Genomic DNA, 19,429 nt, shown 5'->3' with positions numbered 1-19,429 from the left:
TCTCTCCCAATCTTAGATAAGGTGTTGGTGGCTGTGCGATCCTTAACCTTCTTAGGCAAGATGACGATCTTCGGTTTCCTGCTCAGCACGCTTCCCGTTATTTTCATTGGCGCCTTCTCTTATGTGACCTCATCGAATGAAATACAGAAAAATGTAAATGCAGGAAAAATGCAGCTTATTATGCAAATTAAATCAAATGTAGAGCAGAAATTGATGACTGTCAACCATACGCTCAATCAAGTCATCAACTCCACGGTGCTCAAAAAAGCGATGAACCAGCCGCTGACCGTGAATGATTTCGTCATGTACGACGATTTACGGAGCGAGATTCGGCATATGCAATCCTTCGATACGAAGCTGGAGGACGTGCTGCTCATTAATGACCGCCATAACTGGATGATTAAAAACTCGGGGTTGTACGCTTTCGGGCAGTACGCTTATTATGAGCAGCTATCCGGCTTGCTGCAAGCGCCTGAGGGAACCTCGTGGATGCTCAATCCTTCCAGCTGGTTCTACAGCGAGGAATCGGCGGAAAGCGCTGCTTGCGGCTACAGCATCAGCCTCGTGAAGAAGCTGCCGACGAACGGACTCGAGAAATATGGGCTGGCGCTCGCCAATATCCCCGCATGCAGTCTGCAAGAGCTGCTGGAGAGCGATGACGAGCAATTATCTGCCATCATGATTTTGGATGAGCAATATCGCATTCTGCTCCATCATGACCAGTCGCTGATCGGCAAGCCAGTTACTGAAACCGGATTGCAAATAGGGCTGCTTGACGAAACGAACGGCCAATTCAAGGAAACCGTCAATCAGAAGGACTATTCGGTTACCTACTACCGCTCCGATCTTAATGGCTGGATTTATTTGTCTACTGCCTCCATAGCCAGCATGACGAAGGAATCTACGAAAATCGGCACCTATACGCTGTACGTATGCTTGTTTATGCTTGCGTTGTCGATGCTGCTCGCTTGGCTAGGATCAAGGCGCATGTATTCGCCGATCCAGCTTCTGCTTAACCAAATTGGGGCGCGTCTAACCGATATTCAACAGCGAAAAACCAATGAATTCCAGGTTATTGGGGAGCGCGTGGCGCATCTGTTCGAATCGAAAACCGAGCTGGAGAAGGAAGTACGGCAGCATATGCACCAGGTGCGCACCTTTTTTTTCATGAAAGCCTTTCAAGGACAAATCAAGCCTGGCGACATTAGCGGCAAGCTTGAACATTTCGGCTACGGCAAACAGTTGGCCGAATGGAAAACCATGGCCGCCGTTACGCTGCAAATCGACTTTCTTGAAACTAGCCGGTATGCCAAATCCGACTTGGAGCTGCTCCTTTTTGCCGTTCACAATATGATTGAGGAGCTTGTTCCTTACGAGCAGCGCCTTGCCCCGGTCATTATGGACCATACCATTGTCATGATTATCGGCAGTACGGAGCATGACATCAAGGCTTTCCACACGAGCAATTATGCGCTAACCGAGCATTTGCAGCAGGAAATCGCCAGCTGTCTAAACATACAGGTCAGCATAGGCATCAGCCTGCCCTTCGGCAATTTCTCCGCGTTGGCAACTGCATACCGCGAGGGGCTGGAAGCGCTAAAGCATCGCATCAAGCTGGGCGAAGGCATCATCATTCCGTACGAGAACGTGAACGCAGGCAAACATTATTTGAATCTCAACTATCCCGTACATATAGAAAACGAGCTTTTGGATGCGATTAAGCTCGCCGACAAAGAACGGGCAAAGGAACTGCTGCGTTCTTTCTTCCAGGCCGTGTTCGCCGTGGAAATGTCCCCGCAGGAATATCAGATTCCGCTTGCAAGGCTGCTCAACCAGCTATTGATCGTGATGCAGGAGTCCGGCGTGAGCATGAACCAGCTTCATCCCATGAAGGGCTCTTTGCTGGAGGAGCTTCTGAAGCTGCATACGGCAGCGGAAATAGATGATTGGTTTTGGACGATGGTCGCCTACCCGATGGTCAGAATTTTCAAGGACCGGCAGGAAGCGCAATATCATAACATTTCCGAAAAAATCATCGATCTTGTTCAGCATCAGTACGATACGGATCTTACGCTGGAGGAATGCGCCTCGCGCCTGCATTACAATGCCAATTATTTGAGCAGCGTATTTCGCAAGGAAACCGGATATTCATTCAGTGAGTATTTGTCGACGTACCGGTTCAAAATGGCAAAAAAGTGGCTGGCGGACAGCGAGACGCCTATCAAAGATATTGCAGCCAAGCTGCGCTACAACAACTCACAGAACTTTATTCGGTCTTTTCGCAAGCTAGAGGGGATGACGCCTGGGCAATACCGGGATAAACATCGAGACATAGAGCGATAAACCTGCTAGATTCATTTGGAAGATACTATGTTATACTTTTGAAAAAGCGAAGGAGGCTTACATGATGTTATCACGACCGTCAACCGAGGAGTATATCCCCTATCATGAGCAATATATCGGACTCGTAGGCGAAGGCGCCGTTACCGAATTGCTCGAAAGCCAGCTAGCAAGCACGACTGAGCTCCTGTCTGACATTCCCGAAGCCCAAGCCGATTACCGTTATGCGGAAGGCAAATGGACGCTGAAGGAAGTGATCGGACATATTTCGGATACGGAACGCGTCATGTCCTATCGGCTATTGCGTGCTGCACGCGGTGACAAAACCCCTCTAGCAGGCTTCGATCAGGATGAATTCATGAGTGCCGCTTCATTCCAAAGCTGGAGCTTGTCGCAAATTATCGAAGACTACATAACCGTTCGCAAGTCTACTCTATCCTTATTGAGAGGCTTGTCGGAGGAAGCTTGGCTTCGCATAGGTATAACTAACGGCAGTGAGGTATCCGCAAGGGCACTCGCTTATATCATTGCCGGACACGAGCTGCATCACTTGAAAATCGTACACGAGAAATACTTGGCAAGATAAGGATCAACCATAAAGAACTCCTATATGTAAACCTTTTATTATGATAAAATGGTTAACATATAGGAGTTTTTGTTGTAAGGAGCGATGAAGGAATGACGATTCGATTACGCGGACATCACCTGCTTTGCCTGCTCGGCTACCGCGGCATGGGCTATTCCGATGATTTCTGCACCAACATGACCGCTATTTACGAAAGGCTGCGCACGCAGCCTCGCACCCTAGTTGAATTGATAACGGGACCGGATGACGTATGCCAAGCTTACCCGCCAGACAAAGCCAATCATTGCGAAGGAACCGTATACGGCTTGGACGAAGCCGTGCTATCGAAGCTTGGTCTTACGGCAGGCTTGAAAGAAAGCTGGGACTCTTTGTGCAGCCGCGTGGCGGCTTCGATGGTGCCTGAGGACATTAGCCGCCTATGTACCACCTGCCCATGGGAAAAGTATGGCGTATGCGCCGAAGGCGTAGGCCTGTTGGCAAGCGGACAGCCATTGCCCAAGGTGGGGGCATGACACTCGAGCAGCTTCGAGACGATCATCCCTAGAGCCTTCACCTAACCATTGCCTTCCGGGAAGGGAAAAGTCAATTCATGTCGAATGGTATCGTATGCGAATAATGAAAACTACACCGGCTTTCAAACGTTTCTCCGTCATGTTGCTGTTTCTAGGCATTCTGCTTGGCTTGCGATTGGCTTGGGCAACTGTTTTCCCTACAGCCGATGCTCCAAGTCCGGTCAATGGCGTGCTTGATTTACGAGGATGGGATTTGCAGCAATCACCGCCCATGCGATTGGACGGAGAATGGGAGTTTTTCCCTGGCCAGCTGCTAAATCATCGTGACCTGCTTTCAATAAACGATCATTCGTCTACATATGTCCAGGTCCCTGGAGACTGGAAAAATTCTTTTCCCGCATCTCATGAAAATTCTTTCGGATACGGCACCTACCGACTGCGCATGTTAATTGATCCGTTGAAGGAACCCGCCACGCTCTGGTTCAAAAAAATCCAATCATCGGCCCAGGTCCAAATCAACGATCTACGCGATCCTGACATTGGCAAGCCCGCTGCGAATCCGGATGATTATATTCCCGAGAAGGTCTCCTTTACGAGCACTTACACGGAGCTGGGCGTACAGGAGCTTGACGTGTACATTCAAGTAGCCAACTACGAAAACCCCTATGATGGAGGAATTCAGCATTCCGTCCGTTTTGGCTCCCAGGCGGCCATTGATTACGAACGGTGGTATTCGATTGGCTTTCAGCTCGTTTCTTTTATCGTTTTGCTGCTGCACGGCTTGTATGCCTTTATTTTGTTTTTTCTGAACCGCAGCGAGCGAGCGCCGCTCCTGATGGGCATGATTACGTTAGCAGCGTCGCTTGCGATTGTTTCCGACAATGATAACCTGCTGATGCTATGGCTGCCTATCAATTACGCGTGGTCCTTCAAAATCAGGCTGCTTTCCTATTTGTGGCTTGCCTATTTGATTATCTTCTTTTTCAGAAGGTTTACTTCGATGCTGCAAGGCCGCAAAGGTTTTTACGTGTATTCGGCCGTACTGATCCTGTATTCTATTTTTTTATGCGTGGCGCCGACAGCTCTCGTCCACGCTACCTATCATTTTAGAGTTTTTAGCGCCCTGTACTTTTTTCCTTTCGCATGGCTCATTTATTTGATAACCAAACTCTTTTTTATAAAATCAACCGATGAGGATGCCGTATTTCTTCAGCTCTCTGGCGCAGCCGTGCTGTCGAGTGCGATATGGGCAGCCATAAACGTTGGCATTACCAAAACGCATCTTTATTACCCGGTTGACATTATTGCCGCGATTATCGGATTTTCTACGTATTCGCTTAAAAAGTATTTTCGTAAAACGCAAGAAATTATGCAGTTAAACCTTCAACTGCGTGAAACGGATCTGCTAAAAGACCAGTTTCTGACCCATACGTCGCATGAGCTTAAAACGCCTCTGCACGGCATTATGAATATTGCGGAAACGGTTCTTCTGCATGAGAAGGACAGACTCCATTGGAAAAGCATGAGGGATATGGACTTGCTCGTTAAAATCAGCAGGCGTATGTCTTATTTGCTCTCCGACCTTCTCGATATCACACGGCTTCGGGAACATCGAATCGTTCTGCAAAGGGAGCCTTTGCAGGTGCAAGCGCTGCTTCCGGGCGTAGCAAGTATGCTTCGTTTTATGTACGAAAACAAGCCTATCGTTTTAAAGCTGAATGTGGACCGGGCTTTTCCTGCCGTATTGGCCGATGAGAAACGATTAGTTCAGGTGCTCTACAACTTAATGCATAATGCGATCAAATTCACGGAGAGAGGTACTATCTCCGTTACGGCGGAGGCCATTGGCGGGAATGCGGTTATCCGCTTCTCCGATACCGGCGTCGGTATGGACGAAGAGACGGCAGCCCGAGCTTTTCAGCCATACGAGCAGGGACCACACGGGATAAACGAAGGAAGTGGAATCGGAATCGGATTAAGCATATGCAAGCAACTAATAGAGCTCCATAACGGTTCGTTCACGGTTCAATCGGAGCTAGGCAAAGGAACGGTGTTTAGCTTTAGCCTGCCTTTGGCCGAGCCCTCCTTCTCTTCTTCCTTGCACCGGCAGCTTACTGAGCTCGAAGCAGCAATGGAGCTTACAGCAGCCTCGCGGGTAAATAACGAAGATCCGAACGTGCGGGTAGACACCATTGCGGCATCTGCCCCGCCATCATCACATGACGATCGGATTCACATTCTTGCCGTTGATGACGATGCCGTTAACTTGAAGGTGCTTGCATCCATTCTCTCGACTGAATCCTATGCGATAACCACGGTGAGCTCCGGCGAAGAAGCGCTAAGTATGCTAAATGTTCGGCAATGGGATGTACTCGTCATTGACGTCATGATGCCGCATATGTCCGGCTATGAGCTGACGAGAAAAATTAGGGAGCGCTATTCCTTGTCGGATCTCCCCATTCTGTTATTGACTGCCCGGGCCATGCCCGAGGATGTCTATACCGGCCTGTTAGCCGGTGCCAATGACTACGTAACGAAACCCGTTGATGCGTTGGAATTGAAATACCGCATGAGGACGCTAACGAACCTCAAGCAATCGATTCATGAGAGCATGCGTATGGAAGCAGCCTATTTACAGGCGCAGATTCAGCCTCATTTCTTATTTAATACTTTAAATTCCATATCGGCCTTAAGCGCTATCGACACCGATAAAATGCAAGAGCTTGTCGAGGCCTTTGCAGACTATCTCCGCATCAGCTTTGATTTTTTGAATACGCAGCCCGTTGTCGATTTGTCTCACGAAATAGATTTGGTTAAAGCCTATCTCTTTATTGAAAAATCGCGTTTTGAACATCGCTTAACCGTGGACTGGGGGGTAGCTGCCGATTGCCAGCTTAGCCTTCCTCCGCTTACGATCCAGCCGATAGTAGAAAACGCGGTCAAGCATGGCCTTACCCGCATGCAGGGCGTTAAGGTTTCGATACGCGTCACACGCCAAGGCGACTACGCGCACATTGAGGTGAAGGACAACGGAATCGGAATGGACAAAGAAAAGATCGCCAGGCTGCTTAGCGAGCCAAGCGCAGCAAAAAGCGGAATCGGCCTGTACAATACGAACAGGAGATTAATAAAGAGATACGGCCAAGGCTTGACCATCCATAGCAAGCCCGGAGAGGGTACAAGCGTTTCGTTTCGCATTCCCGTGCATTCCGGCGTTTCTCCCAAAATATGAAATCCTTAACTACCGGTAATGTCCTTCGACCCGGGCACGGTATCCCCATGCCGGTTCATGCATGAGCTGGGATCACAGTAATGAACCTTCCTTTATGCAGAAAGCGGCAAGACGCGGCACAATGCCGGCCTTGCCGCTTTCGCATAAGCACCTAATTCGCTTTTAGCTGCTCCATCCCGTTCATGTACGGCCGGAGAGCCTCAGGAATCCGAATCGACCCATCCTCGCACTGATGATTCTCAAGCAGCGGAATTAATATACGCGGGCTTGCCACTGCCGTATTATTTAACGTATGGCAGAACTTCAACGTTCCCTCCTTAGTCCGGTAACGGATATTCGAGCGGCGCGCCTGGAAGTCATGAAGGTTAGAAGACGAATGCGTCTCCCCGTAGCTCTCCCGGCTAGGCATCCACGTCTCGATATCGTATTGCTTATACGTTTTTTGCGACATATCTCCCGTACAGACTGCCATTACCCGGTAAGGCAGCTCAAGGAGTTGCAGCAGCTCCTCGGCATTCGCCGTTATTTCCTGAAGGATCGCCTCCGACAGCTCCGAATCCGCTTCGCAGAGAACAACCTGCTCTACCTTGGCGAACTGATGTACACGGTATAGACCGTGCACGTCTCTGCCCGCAGAGCCCACCTCGCTGCGGAAACACGCCGACGCCGCAGCCAGTTTGATGGGAGCCTCGGCATCTACGATTTCATTCGCGTAATACATAACCATCGGAACCTCCGAAGTGCCGACCAGCCATTTGTCGTCATTCGCAATCCGGTAGGTCTGGTCTTCCCCCAGCGGGAAAAATCCGGTGCTGTTCATTGCCTCCGTGCGAACCATCAACGGTACGTCCAGCGGCGTAAACCCTTTCCCCACCAGCATATCCAGCGCGAGCTGCTGAACCGCCCGATGGAGCATAACCCCTGCGCCCTTGAGGTAATAATTGCGGCTGCCTGCCGCTTTGACTCCTCGTTTGACGTCAATGAGATCATGCAGCTCACCGAGCGCCATATGATCCTTTGCCTCAAATTCGAAGCTTCGGGGCACGCCGATCTTCCTTACCTCTACATTGTCTGCATCCGACCTGCCAACAGGCGTATCCGGCGACACGATGTTAGGAACGAACGAGAGCAGCCCTGCTAACTGGCGTTCGACGGTCGCAAGCTCTGCCTCCGCCTTTGCCAGCTTCCCATTCGTCTCCGTTACTTGCAGCTTCACCCGCGCCGCTTCTCTCTCAGCCCCCTGCTTGATCAGCCGCCCAATCTGAAGCGATAGCTTATTCCGGGCTTCCCGAAGCGCCTCTGTCTCCTGAAGAAGCGTACGCTTCTTGTCATCCCGCAGCAGCAGCTCTTCCATCGACAGCTTGATTCCCTTCTGATCTGCCGCCGTCTGCACTTGCTCCGCATTTTGCCTTATCCATTTCAAATCCAACATGCTACCGCGCTCCTTTTGAGTAGAAATACAAAAAACGCCCTCATCCCTATGGGACGAGGAGCGCTTTGTACTCGCGGTGCCACCCAAATTGACCAAACAGACAGGCTGTTCAATCCTCTTTGATCCGCTGTAACGGGCGGTCCCGGTAAACTTAGGGGGAGGTTTCTGCCTCTCCTTGACGAGAACGCCTCCGAGTTGGAATCTCTTCACTGGCGTGATCCGATTATTAATTTCTAGTACTATAGCATAGGATTCATGCGAAAAACAAGTGCTTCCTCTAAAAAAGGCGCTTCTGCCAAGCGAAGCCGGTTCACGTTCTTTCGAGAAGGAAATGTGCGTTTTAGGGTTGAAGAAGCATCGTTAGGCTTACAATAGGTATGAATAGATCTCAGCCGGCCAAGCTTAATCCGCCAACCACAAAGGAGATAGTTATGCTTAATCAGATATCGAAGTTGATGTATAGAATAAGCTTGAAAAAAAGCCTCATTGTATTTTCCGCCTTTGGCCTTGCCTTTGCGATTCACGCTAGCTGCGGACAATCCGTAACGGGCGTCATGGCAAGCCATTCGGTCGCCAGCCAAGAGGATAATCCCTTCGCGCCTGCCGGAATTAACGATCCAGAAGCCTTTATTAAACTGTTTAAGGCTACCCAAGCAGCCGTTGCCGCAGATAACAAAGCGGCTGTCGCAGCATTCATCCTGCTGCCGCTGCATGTAAATGCAGCAACCCCGTTTGCGATTGATTCAAAGGAAGCATTTATCGCACAGTACGATGACATTATGACCAAGCCCATTAAGGACGCGCTTGCCGCGCAAAAGGTCGAAGAGCTGTTCGTTCGCGACCAAGGCGTCATGGTCGGAAACGGCGAGCTCTGGTTCGGGGTAGTCGATGGGCGACCTCAGAAGTACGGCTTAATTGCCGTTAATCCCGTACAGACAGCTCGCGCGAGCAGTAATTGAAACAAACGCCGCTTATCCGAGCGCGAGAACGAGAGCACGCGAATGATACTACGAGCTGGCGAGCGCATTGCGAAATGCCAAAATATATTTCGCTTGATCGAGCGGGTTAACGCCTCGGCGAACCCGCTCCGCCTTCACATCGGACGGACACTCTCGGTAGCCAGCGAAAAAGGTCGATAAGGCGCCTCTTCCTTTCGTAAGCGAGCCAAACCTCGCGGGGAACTCCAGTGAAGTCGCTACTGGCAGCGTGCCTTCGAGCTCCATTCGCTCCTGCTTCACAACAGGCGTGCCGAACTCTCCCCGCATTTGGATCAATTCGTTCATGAGCTTGCCTCCCGTCTCCTCCGGCACGGAAATCCGGAAAGAAAGCATGGGCTCCAGCAATGTCACTCCTGTACGGGCTAATCCATCCATCACGCCCATGGGCGTAGCCAATGCAAAATCAAGCGGATGCGTATGCCAGACATGATGCTCGCCTTCTATTAGCGTGACTTTCACGTCCGTCACTTCCCACCCAAAGAGACCTTGCTGCAGCGCCTCCGGCACGCTCCGCGCCACTTCGTTCTGGTATCGCTCCAGCAGCCGTTCCGACCGCACGACCGAGCTATAGACTAGTCCGCTGCCGCGCTCGCCGGGTTCAATCCGGAATCGCATAATTGCCCAGCACGGCTTCGGCATCGTATAGGCTATGAAACCTTCGCCCGCCTCGGCTGGCGTCTCTTTGTAGATAACGGAAGGCTGGCTGAATTCGACCTTTAAGCCATATCTGTCGTGTAGCACATGCGTCAGCACTTCAATTTGAATCGGTCCCATCACCTTGAGGTGCAGTTCCCGCTGCTCCTGAAGCCACTGCAGATCGAGCAATGGATCCTCGTCGGCTAGCTCTTGCAGCGCCGCAACGACAGACGGGTATTCGGCCTCGCTGCTCCAACGCACCTGAACCGTAAGCAGCGGCACCGCAAGCCGCGTCTCGCCGGGAACGTAGTCGGGGCAGCCGATAATATCGCCGATCCGTGCCTGGTTCCAGCCGCATACGGCAGCGATGTCTCCTGCAGCCAGCATACCGATATCCTCTGCCTTCTGGCCATCTATCTTACGGATTTGAGTGATCTTCTCCTCGAGCTGCTGCGTCACATTCCGCACCGAATCACGGTTGCGAATGCTGCCGCTATACAAACGTACGTAGGCAATCTTCCCCATCGCTTGGTCGCGTTCGATTCGGAATACCACGCCGGATACCGGTCCATCCGGTACGGCTAACGGCCCTGGCAGCAGTGCTGCCATCGCCTGCATCAACGGCTCAACGCCAATGCCCTTATTCGATGCGCCGAATAAAACGGGAAATAGCTCACCGCTGCGGGTAAGCTCTGTCAACCTTCGTACCAGCTCCTCCCGCGGCAGATTTCCATGATCCAAATAGTGAAGCAGCAGCGCTTCTTCGCTCTCGGCCACCGTTTCCTCGAGCAGCTGCAAATAGCCCTGTACCTCTTCCGTATCTTCACCTACTACATCCAGCACGCTTATAGACCCGTTAAAGCTGTCCTCCGTGCCGAGAGGAGCTTGAATAGGCGCCGCCTGAGACGATAGCAGCTTCCTCACCTGCTTCAATGTCCGCTCTGCATCTGCACCGATCCTGTCCATTTTGTTCACATAGATGAGCGTTGGAATATTGCGCTGCCTTAGCGCATGCCAAATAACCTCCGTTTGCGCCTGCACGCCCTCTACTGCCGATAGAATAAGAACCGCCCCGTCCATCACTCGCAGGGACCGCTCCACCTCAGATAGGAAATCGACATGCCCTGGCGTATCCACCAGGTTGACAGCCATTCCTTCCCAGTTCAAGCGCGTCGCCGCAGCGCGTACCGAAATGCCTCTCGTGCGCTCCACCTCAAGAAAATCGGTTTGCGCCGTGCCTGCATCCACGCTGCCAAGCGACCGAATGCGCCCGCTGTGGAACAAGATCTGCTCCGTTGTTGTCGTTTTCCCCGCGTCAACATGAGCGAAGATCCCAATATTCCTTATATATTGTTGTGCATTAAGCTCCATGTCGCATATCTCCCTCGAACGCTCATTCTTTCCTTATCGTAACGTTGAAAGCGCATTACAGCAAGCATCTGCTGTCGATTCCTGGTATGCCTAATAGAAAAGGGATGCCCGAGAGGCATCATAGCCTTCTGAGCATCCCTTGCATATATGGCCTCTATCCGTGCACAGCTGGCGCTGCGTCCTTCTGTTCCCGCTTGACCAGAGCGTGCTTCTCCCACGCCCTGCTGCGCCAGCGGAAAAACATGATGAACGCACGCAGCCACTCATCCGCAGCAATAGCCAGCCAAATGCCAGCCAAGCCCAAGTCAAGCTGAAAAATAAAGAAATACCCGAGCGGCAAGCTCATTGCGACCATCGAGAACATGCCTACCCATAGCGGGTATTTCGCGTCCCCAGCCGCGCGTAGCGAATTGACAAGCACGATGTTGATCGTGCGTCCCGTCTCAAGCACGATGCTAAGAAGCAGAACGCTTACGCCAAGCCGGATAATTTCCTCATCGTCCGTAAACATTCGCATGAGCGGCTCGCGGAACGCGATTACGAGCAGCACGGCGAATAAGGTAACGCCGCTTGCCCAGCGCACGCTTTTCCACACGCGGTGATACGCGGTCGACGGCTCGCCCGCACCGACCAGCCTGCCGACAATAATGGAGGTCCCCATGCCAATCGCGAATGCGAACAAATACGTAAACATCGAGATGTTATTCGCATAGTTTTTGGCTGCCAAGGAGGCTGCTCCAAGGTAGGTTGCGTAAAACAAAAACACGATTTGGCATGTTTGGTACATCACCTGCTCCAGCGCGGACGGAATGCCGATTTTTAATATTTTGGATATATATTCCTTGGACATGTTGAAATAGTAATGCAGCTCCACCCGGACCGACATAATTCGATACAGCATCCAGAAAAATACCGCAAGCGCCAAACCGCGACTGATGACCGACGAAAGCGCCGCGCCTTGCACGCCCATCTCTGGGAAGCCGAAGTTTCCGAATATGAGCAAATAGTTGCCGATAATGTGGATGATATTCATGCCCAGCGATACGTACATCGCTTCCTTCGTAAAGCCGTGAACCCGTATGATGGCCGCAACCGAGTTAATAATCGCCTGCAGGAAAATCATGCCGCCAACGATGGATAGATAACTCTTCGCATGAACGAGAATTTCGCCCTGCAAATTCAGCGTTTGGAGCAAATGCCCGCCAAACAGCACGAAGGTTAAGCTGATCAGCAGCCCGACCGCTAAATTAAGCGTGACGGCAAGCGCTGATATTTTGGCCGCTTCGATAAACTTGCGTGAACCGATATATTGCGCAACTACGATGGATGCCCCGTTGCCGATGACCTCCAGCAGTAGGATAGCGATATGCAAATATTGATTGGCCGCGCCCACTCCGGATACTGCATTATCCGAGATCGCGCTAAGCATAAGCGTATCCGCGATGCCCATAAGCATAAATAAAAAGATTTCTAAAAATATGGGCCATGTCAGAAAAAACAAATTAATATTTTTCGGATCCTGCTGCCCTTGTCCGTTACCGGCTTCTGCCGCTGCCATGATGTCACCTTCTTCTAATAGGAAAAGTAAAGCACAGGTATCGTAGCATATCGCGAGGGCTATTGCACGTAAGAAATACGATTTTACGCGAATAAAATGTTGGTAGTTTCAATGTAAACGCATACGTGGTTTTTTCGCCAAATTCTATCATCCATAAACGGCTATCGCCGTCCTTTGACGGCGTAAGCTATCGTTTCGCGGATGAAATATAGGCATAGGAATAAGAGCGAAACTTGCACTTTCCTATATTTAAAAAAAAGACTGCCCCGAAGCCGCCTAAGCAGCCTCGAAACAGCCTTCCTCTTTATAATATAAAATGATAGATATCATTATTGCTCTTCAGACTCTTCTTCGGCTGCTTCTTCCTCAGCCGCCTCTTCCTCTTCTTCCTCTGCAGCGTCTTCCTCTACCGCAGCGGCAGCTTCTTCCGCTTCCTCTTCTTCCAATTCAGCTTCAACAGCTTCTACTGCCTCTTCCGCTGGAGCCTCTTCCGAAATCAGTTCTGCGGTTTCTTCCACGCCTTCTTGAACTACTTCTTCCTCTTGGCTCATGTTATCACCTCCTGCCTCTTATTACCTTAATAATAGCGCTTTCATAGAACTATACAAGGGGTGTAAAATGTCGTTTCATAAGAAGTATTTCCGCTTTTTGTAACGTTCGATTCCTTTCGAGTATTTCCGACGAATCTCCCCCGCCACAGGTCTAGGACTGCGTTCGGACCTGCGGCGGTTTTTCATTGCTTCCGTACTAGATAAGATAAATGACGACTAGTAAACGCGTCTTCGAGACGCTTGAAACCGCATACCAACACATTCTTCAGGGGGCTATACCGATGTACTCATTGCTCATTAATTTAGAGCTCGGCGCTTTAATGCTATTCGTTGTTTTTTCACTCGTTACGGCTGGGAAAGCAGCCAAGCTCATTTACTGCAAAACAGAAAAGCAGCTTAACATAAAGACCCGCAAGCTCGTTTTCTGGTCCGTTTGCCTAAGCTTGCTTGCTTCCGTCATCACCGGTGCAGATGCCGTGCTCGCGGCTACGGCACACCCGCTGTTTTGGCTGGATCGGCTGTTCGTCCGGACGCCGCTTGCCGTCATGCCCGTTCTCCTGATCTGGTTTTATTCTATCCCTAGGCTTCGCAAGCTCCTGCATCGAACGAACGGACGGACAGGGCTTGCGCCAGACGTCGCACGCAGGCGGCAGGCTACCGATCCTGCGTTCATCGTTCCGTTTCAGCTTGCGGCCTTATGCTCGGCCGCTTTGTTTTATTTCGCATTCGTACCGCCCATTCCGTTCCATTGGACGGCCGTAACGATTCCCATAACCTCGCTCCTCTTTTTTGCCTGCTTGCTGTGGATGCTGCAAACCCGGCGTAACCAACTGGCCGCGGCAGCACCGCTCGTGTATCGCCCATGGAGGCGCAGACTGACGCATGGCGGCGTGCTGCTAGCCCTATTGGCCGTTGGCAGCATTCCGTTCCTAACCGCTTTGGAGAGCAGCAAGCTGCCCGAGAGACTCAGCATGATGGCAGGCAAAGCCGACTACGGCATCGCTAATGCTCCTTCGAACGGCTTAGCATTGGCCGGACATCGCCACCCAGCTGTCAGCAGCCAGCCAAGCACGGAAACGGCACCCGTCTCGGTAAAGAAGCTGACTGGGCCGCTCTCGGGAAATCCGGACCGCCGTTTTGCGCTTACCGCCGAGCATAAGAGCGTCACGCTAGCTTCTGGGGAGCAAGTCGAAGCATGGACCTATAACGGCCAAGTGCCCGGCCCCGAGCTTCGGATGAGAAAAGGCGAGCTTGTGGAGGTTATCCTTCACAACAAGGACATCGAAGATGGCGTTACCCTGCACTGGCATGGCCTTGACGTGCCGAACGCGGAGGACGGGGTTGCCGGCGCAACGCAGGATGCGGTCATGCCCGGCGAAACGTATACTTACCGTTTCATAGCCGAGCAGACAGGCACCTTCTGGTATCATTCTCATCAAAACTCCAAAACCGCTGTTCAAAAAGGCTTATTCGGCGCACTCATCGTAGAGCCGTCCGATACTGCCGCCGACCATGTCGAAGACATCACCGTGATTACGCATATCTGGGAAGATGCCGGCATGTCGATTGGTGACAACCGGGGCATCCAGCAAAAAAAGATTGCACCTGGCACGACTGTAAAGCTTCGACTTATCCATACCGATGACTGGGTTCGCCAGTCCTACGTTTTGACGGGTGCTCCCTTTAAGGTTACCGCCATAGACGGAACCGACCTGACCGGACCAAGCGAGCTGCATGACCAGAGCCTTGAGCTCCTTACCGGCGGCAGGTACGATATCACCTTCACCATGCCGGATACTCCTGTCTTTCTGCAGGTTGGAAAAGGCAATTCCTTGGGCATACTGATGAGTAAAGACGGCCACGGAGAAGCACCGGTTCGCCGCAAGACTACAACCTTTGATCCAACGCACTACGGTACGGAGGCAACGGCAGCCCCCTTTGACCTGAACAGCAAATTCGATCGCGAGTTTATGATGGTGCTGGATAACCGGTTTGCCTTCTTCAACGGCGGCTTCGCCGCTTATGATACGATCAATGGGGAGGTCTTCCCGAATACGCCGATGTTCATCGTCAAGGAAGGCGATCTCGTAAAAACAACCATCGTAAATCGCAGCTCCGTCGAGCATCCCATGCATCTGCACGGCCATCACATGCTCGTGCTGTCGCGCAACAACGAGTCCGTTACGGGCAGCCTTTGGTGGTCCGATACGCTGGATGTCGCACCCGGAGACTCCTATGAGGTCGCGTTCCGCGCAGACAATCCCGGCATCTGGATGGACCATTGCCATAACTTAGTGCACGCCGCCGCTGGCATGACGATGCATCTCATGTACGAAGGTGTCGTGTCGCCCTACGAGGTTGGAACGGCGACGCCTAATCACCCGGAGTAATCCATACTGGACTTTAGTCCAGTTCGTATTTTTACCTTCAGCAGGAGGACAGCCGTTTTTGATCTATGCTATGCTGAGGACAGCTAATAAAACGTGGATTGGGGTGCTATTGAACAATGAATATTAATGTAAGAACAATTAGCGGGTTTGTCCTGCTTCTGCTCGGCGCTTGCCTGTTCCTTAACCAAGGCGAAACCTTCGGACCTGGCAAAATATTTGCCTACTTCTGGCCATCGCTATTCGTTATCCCGCTCGGTCTATTCTTTCACTGGATGTACTTTTCCATGGTTGGAAGAAAAGGCGTCGGCCTTCTCATTCCCGGCGGCATTCTTTTTGTCGCAGGCGTTATTTGCCAAATTGCAATGTTATTCAATAACTGGGTTTACATGTGGCCGGGCTTTATCCTAGCCGTTGCAGTCGGCCTTTTCGAATTTTACTGGTTCGGCAACCGCAACAAATGGATGCTCATTCCAATCAACATTCTTAGCGTGCTGTCGCTTCTCTTCTTCGCGGTATTCTCGATTGGCTCCTTCTATAATAAGTTTGTACTCAGCCAGCCGATTATCGCCATCGTATTTATCCTTGCCGGCGCCATGATCCTTCTTATGAAGCGGAAAGACGCTTAACCACTTCCTCCGGCTATGTGGTATAATCACAAGCATCGCAACAGCTGCTTCGCAAACCCAGGCTCATGCTTACGAAGTGGTTTGCTTCGCAAACTTAAGCCCATGCTTACGAAGTAGTTTGCTTCGCAAACTTAAGCCCATGCTTACGAAGTAGTTTGCTTCGCAAACTTAAGCCCATGCTTACGAAGTAGTTTGCTTCGCAAACTTTTAGGAGGAATTAAATGCTTTCTTTTGAACAAAAGCTCGCTATTATTGAGGCATTTCCCGAATTGGAACGGAAGGACGTCTCTCTCGGACGAACCAACTTCCATTACGAGGAAAGCGCCCATGAGAAAAAATCGGTCGTGCACCATCTGCATCCGAACGGAAACGGCTATGTCTTCGCCGGACTAGTGCCAGGCGTTGCGACGGATGACAAGGGTCTTGTCAATATTCGCGACTTTACGGAGGAGGAGCTTCGCTCGATTATCGAGAAATCGATTAGCTCGCTTGCTATCGCACCCCCGGAGAAGCCGGAATCCAAAAAGAAGAAAAAGAAAAAACCGCCGCTGGAGCAGAAATGGATCGGTCCGGACGACGCGGTGCTCACTTTGCTTTTTGAAGAGGACCTATGGTATTTGTATGCGGATCTCAATCTGGAATCGGCCTTCGAAACCTATGAGGAAGCAGAGCAATACTTGGAAGAAGAGCAGTTCACACGCGCTTAGCTTCTATACGTTTGTGATTGGACGGAGAAACAGAACCCTGTTTCTCCGTTTTTTTATGAGGAACATTCCTTCTTCCAACAAATATTTTAAGAAATGCCCCAAGAAACGACAGGAATTATGTAGACCCGTGTCTAATTGTAGTAAGTGCACCTTAGACTTTGGGGGGATATCCTGTTGTCCATTAAAGCCAAATTATCATTATCGATTTCTATCATCGTTGCAGTCATCTTGGCACTGAGCTTATCCATCTATTACTTCTCTTCCAAGGCTGAGGTACAATCAAGTCTCGAACAGCAAGTGAACAATATCGCAAAGCAGATCAGCCTAACGATTACGGCTTCGGAGAGCGCGAAGCAATCCATGGAGGATGAGATCGGCGAGAAGCTGAGACTGGCTGCCATTGCGGCAAAAGCGCAGCTCGATCCCGATATCGACAACGTGAAAAACGAGCAGCTCGTGGAGCTTAGCCGCAAAATTGGCGTCGACCATATTACGCTTTGGAAGCGCTTCGGCGATGATGTAATCGCTTTGAAATCATCCGATCCCAATGAAATCAACATGAGCTCCAAAACATGGGATTACTGGCATACCGCATTTCTTCAGCTGTTTGAGAACCATAATGTAACGATTCCACAAGGTCAAAAGCTCGAAAACTACTGGTCCGGCCCATTTAACTTCTCCACCTCTGATCCTAAGAAGATTAGAAAATGGGGGGACTATTACGACGGAACGACCAATTATATGATCAATCCCTACGTCAACGCGCAGGTGCTGCTGGATTTCGATTATTCGATTGGCACGAACTCCATCGTGAATAAGATCATTGCTAACCAGCAGGATATTTTGGAAATAACAGGGTTCGATCCGCAGTTTTTTGGCAAAAGGCCGATTATCAAAATGAAAAAGGGCATTCCCGTTTACAATCTGGACGTGCGCGATATCCCATTTGGCCAATATACGTACAAAGACCAAGAAAACGACTCCGTACATATCCAGAATGCCTTGGATAGCGGGCAAGCGGTAACCGCGAAGAGCAACATCATGGGCAAACAAGTGATGAAAACGTTTATTCCCATCACGATCGACAAAACCTATGTCATCTGCATCAGCTTTGACCAGCAGGCGATTCTAAAGCCGCTTAAAAAACAGCTTTTCATGCAATCGGTCATTTCATTATGCCTCGTCCTCGTATCCATGTTTGCCAGCTATTTCATTGCAGGCTTTATGATTCGCGGCTTGAACCAAATTCTCAGCAAAGTAAATGCGATCGCAGCCGGCGACTTCGGCCAGCTCATTACGATTCGCAGCAATGACGAGCTGGGCTTGCTTGCTTCAAGAATCGATACGATGGGCAGCAACTTGCACAGCTACACCACGCAGCTTCAGGATACGGCCGAGGAGCTCCGCAGCACGAAGCAATATTTGGAGTCCTTCGTTAACCATACATCCGATGCCATACACGTATCGGATTTGTCCGGCAGCGTTATTCAGGTGAATAAGGCATTCGAAAAGATGTACGGCTGGTACGAAGAAGAGGCTCTCGGCAAGCCGCTTGAAAATGTGCCTCATGATTATTTAAGCTCGCATCACGAGCTTGAGGCTACCGTGCTGCGCGGCGGCTCCGTCACCGATTTCGAAACGGTGCGTTATACCAAATCCGGCGAGCTCATCGATCTCAGCCTAACGATCTCGCCCATTCGCAATGAGCTTGGCGCCATCATTGCGATAGCGACTATTTCGCGCAATATTACCTCCCGCAAGCAGTCAGAGGAAATCATCAGACGCTCCGAGAAGCTTTCGGTCGTCGGCCAGATTGCGGCAGGCGTGGCTCACGAGGTACGCAACCCGCTGACGACGCTCAGAGGCTTCGTGCAGCTGCAGCAGAAGACAGGTAGCCTATCGCAAGCTAACCTGGAGGTTATGCTCGGAGAGCTTGATCAGATCAACATGATCGTAAGCGAATTTCTCGTATTCGCCAAACCGCAGGCGACGCACTATCAACCGGTCAACATTCTTCATCTCGTGAGCGATATTATGATGCTGCTTGATTCAGAGGCCAAAATGAGCAATGTTCAGCTTGACTTGCTCGCGGATCCCATGCTTCCGGAAGTCATCGGCGAGGCTAACCAGCTGAAGCAGGTTTTCGTTAATATCATGAAGAATGGCATTGAATCCATGCCTAAGGGCGGCATGCTGTCCATCAAGCTTGAATGCTGTCGACAAGAATCGATTATTATACAATTCATCGATCAAGGCTGCGGCATTAAAGAGGAGGATCTTATCCGCTTAGGCGAGCCCTTCTTCACGAAGAAAGCGAGCGGCAACGGTCTTGGGCTGATGGTAAGCCAGCAGATTATTGCTGCGCACAAAGGCACCATCGTCTTCCGAAGCCAGCTTGGCGAGGGCACATGCGTGGAAATTACGCTGCCGATGAGAACCTCATAAAGAATAAGCTTTATGCCACACCTTCTGTTTCAAACATTTAGCTTC

General features: G+C 50.8%; 14 protein-coding genes. 9 read left to right on the top strand and 5 right to left on the bottom strand.

The window, feature by feature from the left end:
* Positions 1–33: 33 nt before the first annotated feature.
* The 3 genes from AC0YN3_RS14900 to AC0YN3_RS14890 all read left to right on the top strand — a co-directional run bounded on the left by AC0YN3_RS14900 (position 34) and on the right by AC0YN3_RS14890 (position 3,438).
* The gene (locus tag AC0YN3_RS14900; RefSeq protein WP_475775814.1) at positions 34–2,343 is read left to right on the top strand and encodes a helix-turn-helix domain-containing protein; all 2,310 of its coding nucleotides are present in this window, start codon (positions 34–36) and stop codon (positions 2,341–2,343) included.
* A 64-nt stretch (positions 2,344–2,407) separates the two neighbouring features.
* Complete coding sequence (locus tag AC0YN3_RS14895; protein ID WP_475776086.1) at positions 2,408–2,926, top strand: DinB family protein; 519 nt, start codon at positions 2,408–2,410, stop codon at positions 2,924–2,926.
* A gap of 92 nt (positions 2,927–3,018) precedes the next feature.
* Entirely contained in the window at positions 3,019–3,438 is a 420-nt protein-coding gene (locus tag AC0YN3_RS14890; protein ID WP_475775813.1) for a DUF1284 domain-containing protein, read from the top strand.
* Positions 3,439–3,961: 523 nt separating this feature from the next.
* On the opposite strand, the gene AC0YN3_RS14885 is transcribed toward AC0YN3_RS14890, so the two are convergent.
* Positions 3,962–4,216, bottom strand: a complete 255-nt coding sequence (locus AC0YN3_RS14885; RefSeq protein ID WP_475775812.1) for a hypothetical protein — start codon at positions 4,214–4,216, stop codon at positions 3,962–3,964.
* A gap of 591 nt (positions 4,217–4,807) precedes the next feature.
* On the opposite strand from AC0YN3_RS14885, the gene AC0YN3_RS14880 reads away from it, so the two are divergent.
* Positions 4,808–6,670 (top strand): ATP-binding protein, encoded by a 1,863-nt coding sequence (locus AC0YN3_RS14880; RefSeq protein ID WP_475775811.1) that lies wholly within the window; start codon positions 4,808–4,810, stop codon positions 6,668–6,670.
* Between the two features lie 151 nt (positions 6,671–6,821).
* Here AC0YN3_RS14880 and serS read toward each other — a convergent pair whose 3' ends face one another.
* Positions 6,822–8,102, bottom strand: a complete 1,281-nt coding sequence (gene serS / locus AC0YN3_RS14875; RefSeq protein ID WP_475775810.1) for a serine--tRNA ligase — start codon at positions 8,100–8,102, stop codon at positions 6,822–6,824.
* 431 nt (positions 8,103–8,533) lie between these two features.
* Here serS and AC0YN3_RS14870 point away from each other — a divergent pair, with 431 nt between their 5' ends.
* Positions 8,534–9,061 (top strand): hypothetical protein, encoded by a 528-nt coding sequence (locus AC0YN3_RS14870; RefSeq protein ID WP_475775809.1) that lies wholly within the window; start codon positions 8,534–8,536, stop codon positions 9,059–9,061.
* Positions 9,062–9,109: 48 nt separating this feature from the next.
* On the opposite strand, the gene AC0YN3_RS14865 is transcribed toward AC0YN3_RS14870, so the two are convergent.
* The 3 genes from AC0YN3_RS14865 to AC0YN3_RS14855 all read right to left on the bottom strand — a co-directional run bounded on the left by AC0YN3_RS14865 (position 9,110) and on the right by AC0YN3_RS14855 (position 13,216).
* A complete protein-coding gene (locus AC0YN3_RS14865; protein WP_475775808.1) occupies positions 9,110–11,107 on the bottom strand; it encodes a GTP-binding protein in 1,998 nt (665 codons plus the stop codon).
* Between the two features lie 154 nt (positions 11,108–11,261).
* Positions 11,262–12,665, bottom strand: coding sequence for an MATE family efflux transporter (locus tag AC0YN3_RS14860; protein WP_475775807.1), 1,404 nt, complete (start codon positions 12,663–12,665; stop codon positions 11,262–11,264).
* 329 nt (positions 12,666–12,994) lie between these two features.
* Positions 12,995–13,216, bottom strand: coding sequence for a hypothetical protein (locus tag AC0YN3_RS14855; RefSeq protein WP_183562932.1), 222 nt, complete (start codon positions 13,214–13,216; stop codon positions 12,995–12,997).
* Between the two features lie 281 nt (positions 13,217–13,497).
* Between AC0YN3_RS14855 and AC0YN3_RS14850 the strand changes: the two genes are divergently transcribed.
* The 4 genes from AC0YN3_RS14850 to AC0YN3_RS14835 all read left to right on the top strand — a co-directional run bounded on the left by AC0YN3_RS14850 (position 13,498) and on the right by AC0YN3_RS14835 (position 19,384).
* Positions 13,498–15,606 carry a multicopper oxidase family protein gene (locus AC0YN3_RS14850; RefSeq protein WP_475775806.1) on the top strand — a complete coding sequence of 703 codons (2,109 nt, stop codon included), beginning with the start codon at positions 13,498–13,500 and terminating at the stop codon, positions 15,604–15,606.
* Positions 15,607–15,722: 116 nt separating this feature from the next.
* Positions 15,723–16,232, top strand: a complete 510-nt coding sequence (locus AC0YN3_RS14845) for a hypothetical protein (RefSeq protein ID WP_475775805.1) — start codon at positions 15,723–15,725, stop codon at positions 16,230–16,232.
* A gap of 221 nt (positions 16,233–16,453) precedes the next feature.
* Positions 16,454–16,939 (top strand): hypothetical protein, encoded by a 486-nt coding sequence (locus AC0YN3_RS14840; protein WP_475775804.1) that lies wholly within the window; start codon positions 16,454–16,456, stop codon positions 16,937–16,939.
* A 174-nt stretch (positions 16,940–17,113) separates the two neighbouring features.
* Positions 17,114–19,384 (top strand): ATP-binding protein, encoded by a 2,271-nt coding sequence (locus AC0YN3_RS14835; RefSeq protein WP_475775803.1) that lies wholly within the window; start codon positions 17,114–17,116, stop codon positions 19,382–19,384.
* The last annotated feature ends 45 nt before the right edge of the window (positions 19,385–19,429 follow it).

This window comes from Paenibacillus sp. J22R232 (genome assembly GCF_056269165.1).
Note: the sequence above shows the minus strand (reverse complement) of the source record. Positions and strands in the feature narration are given on the sequence as shown.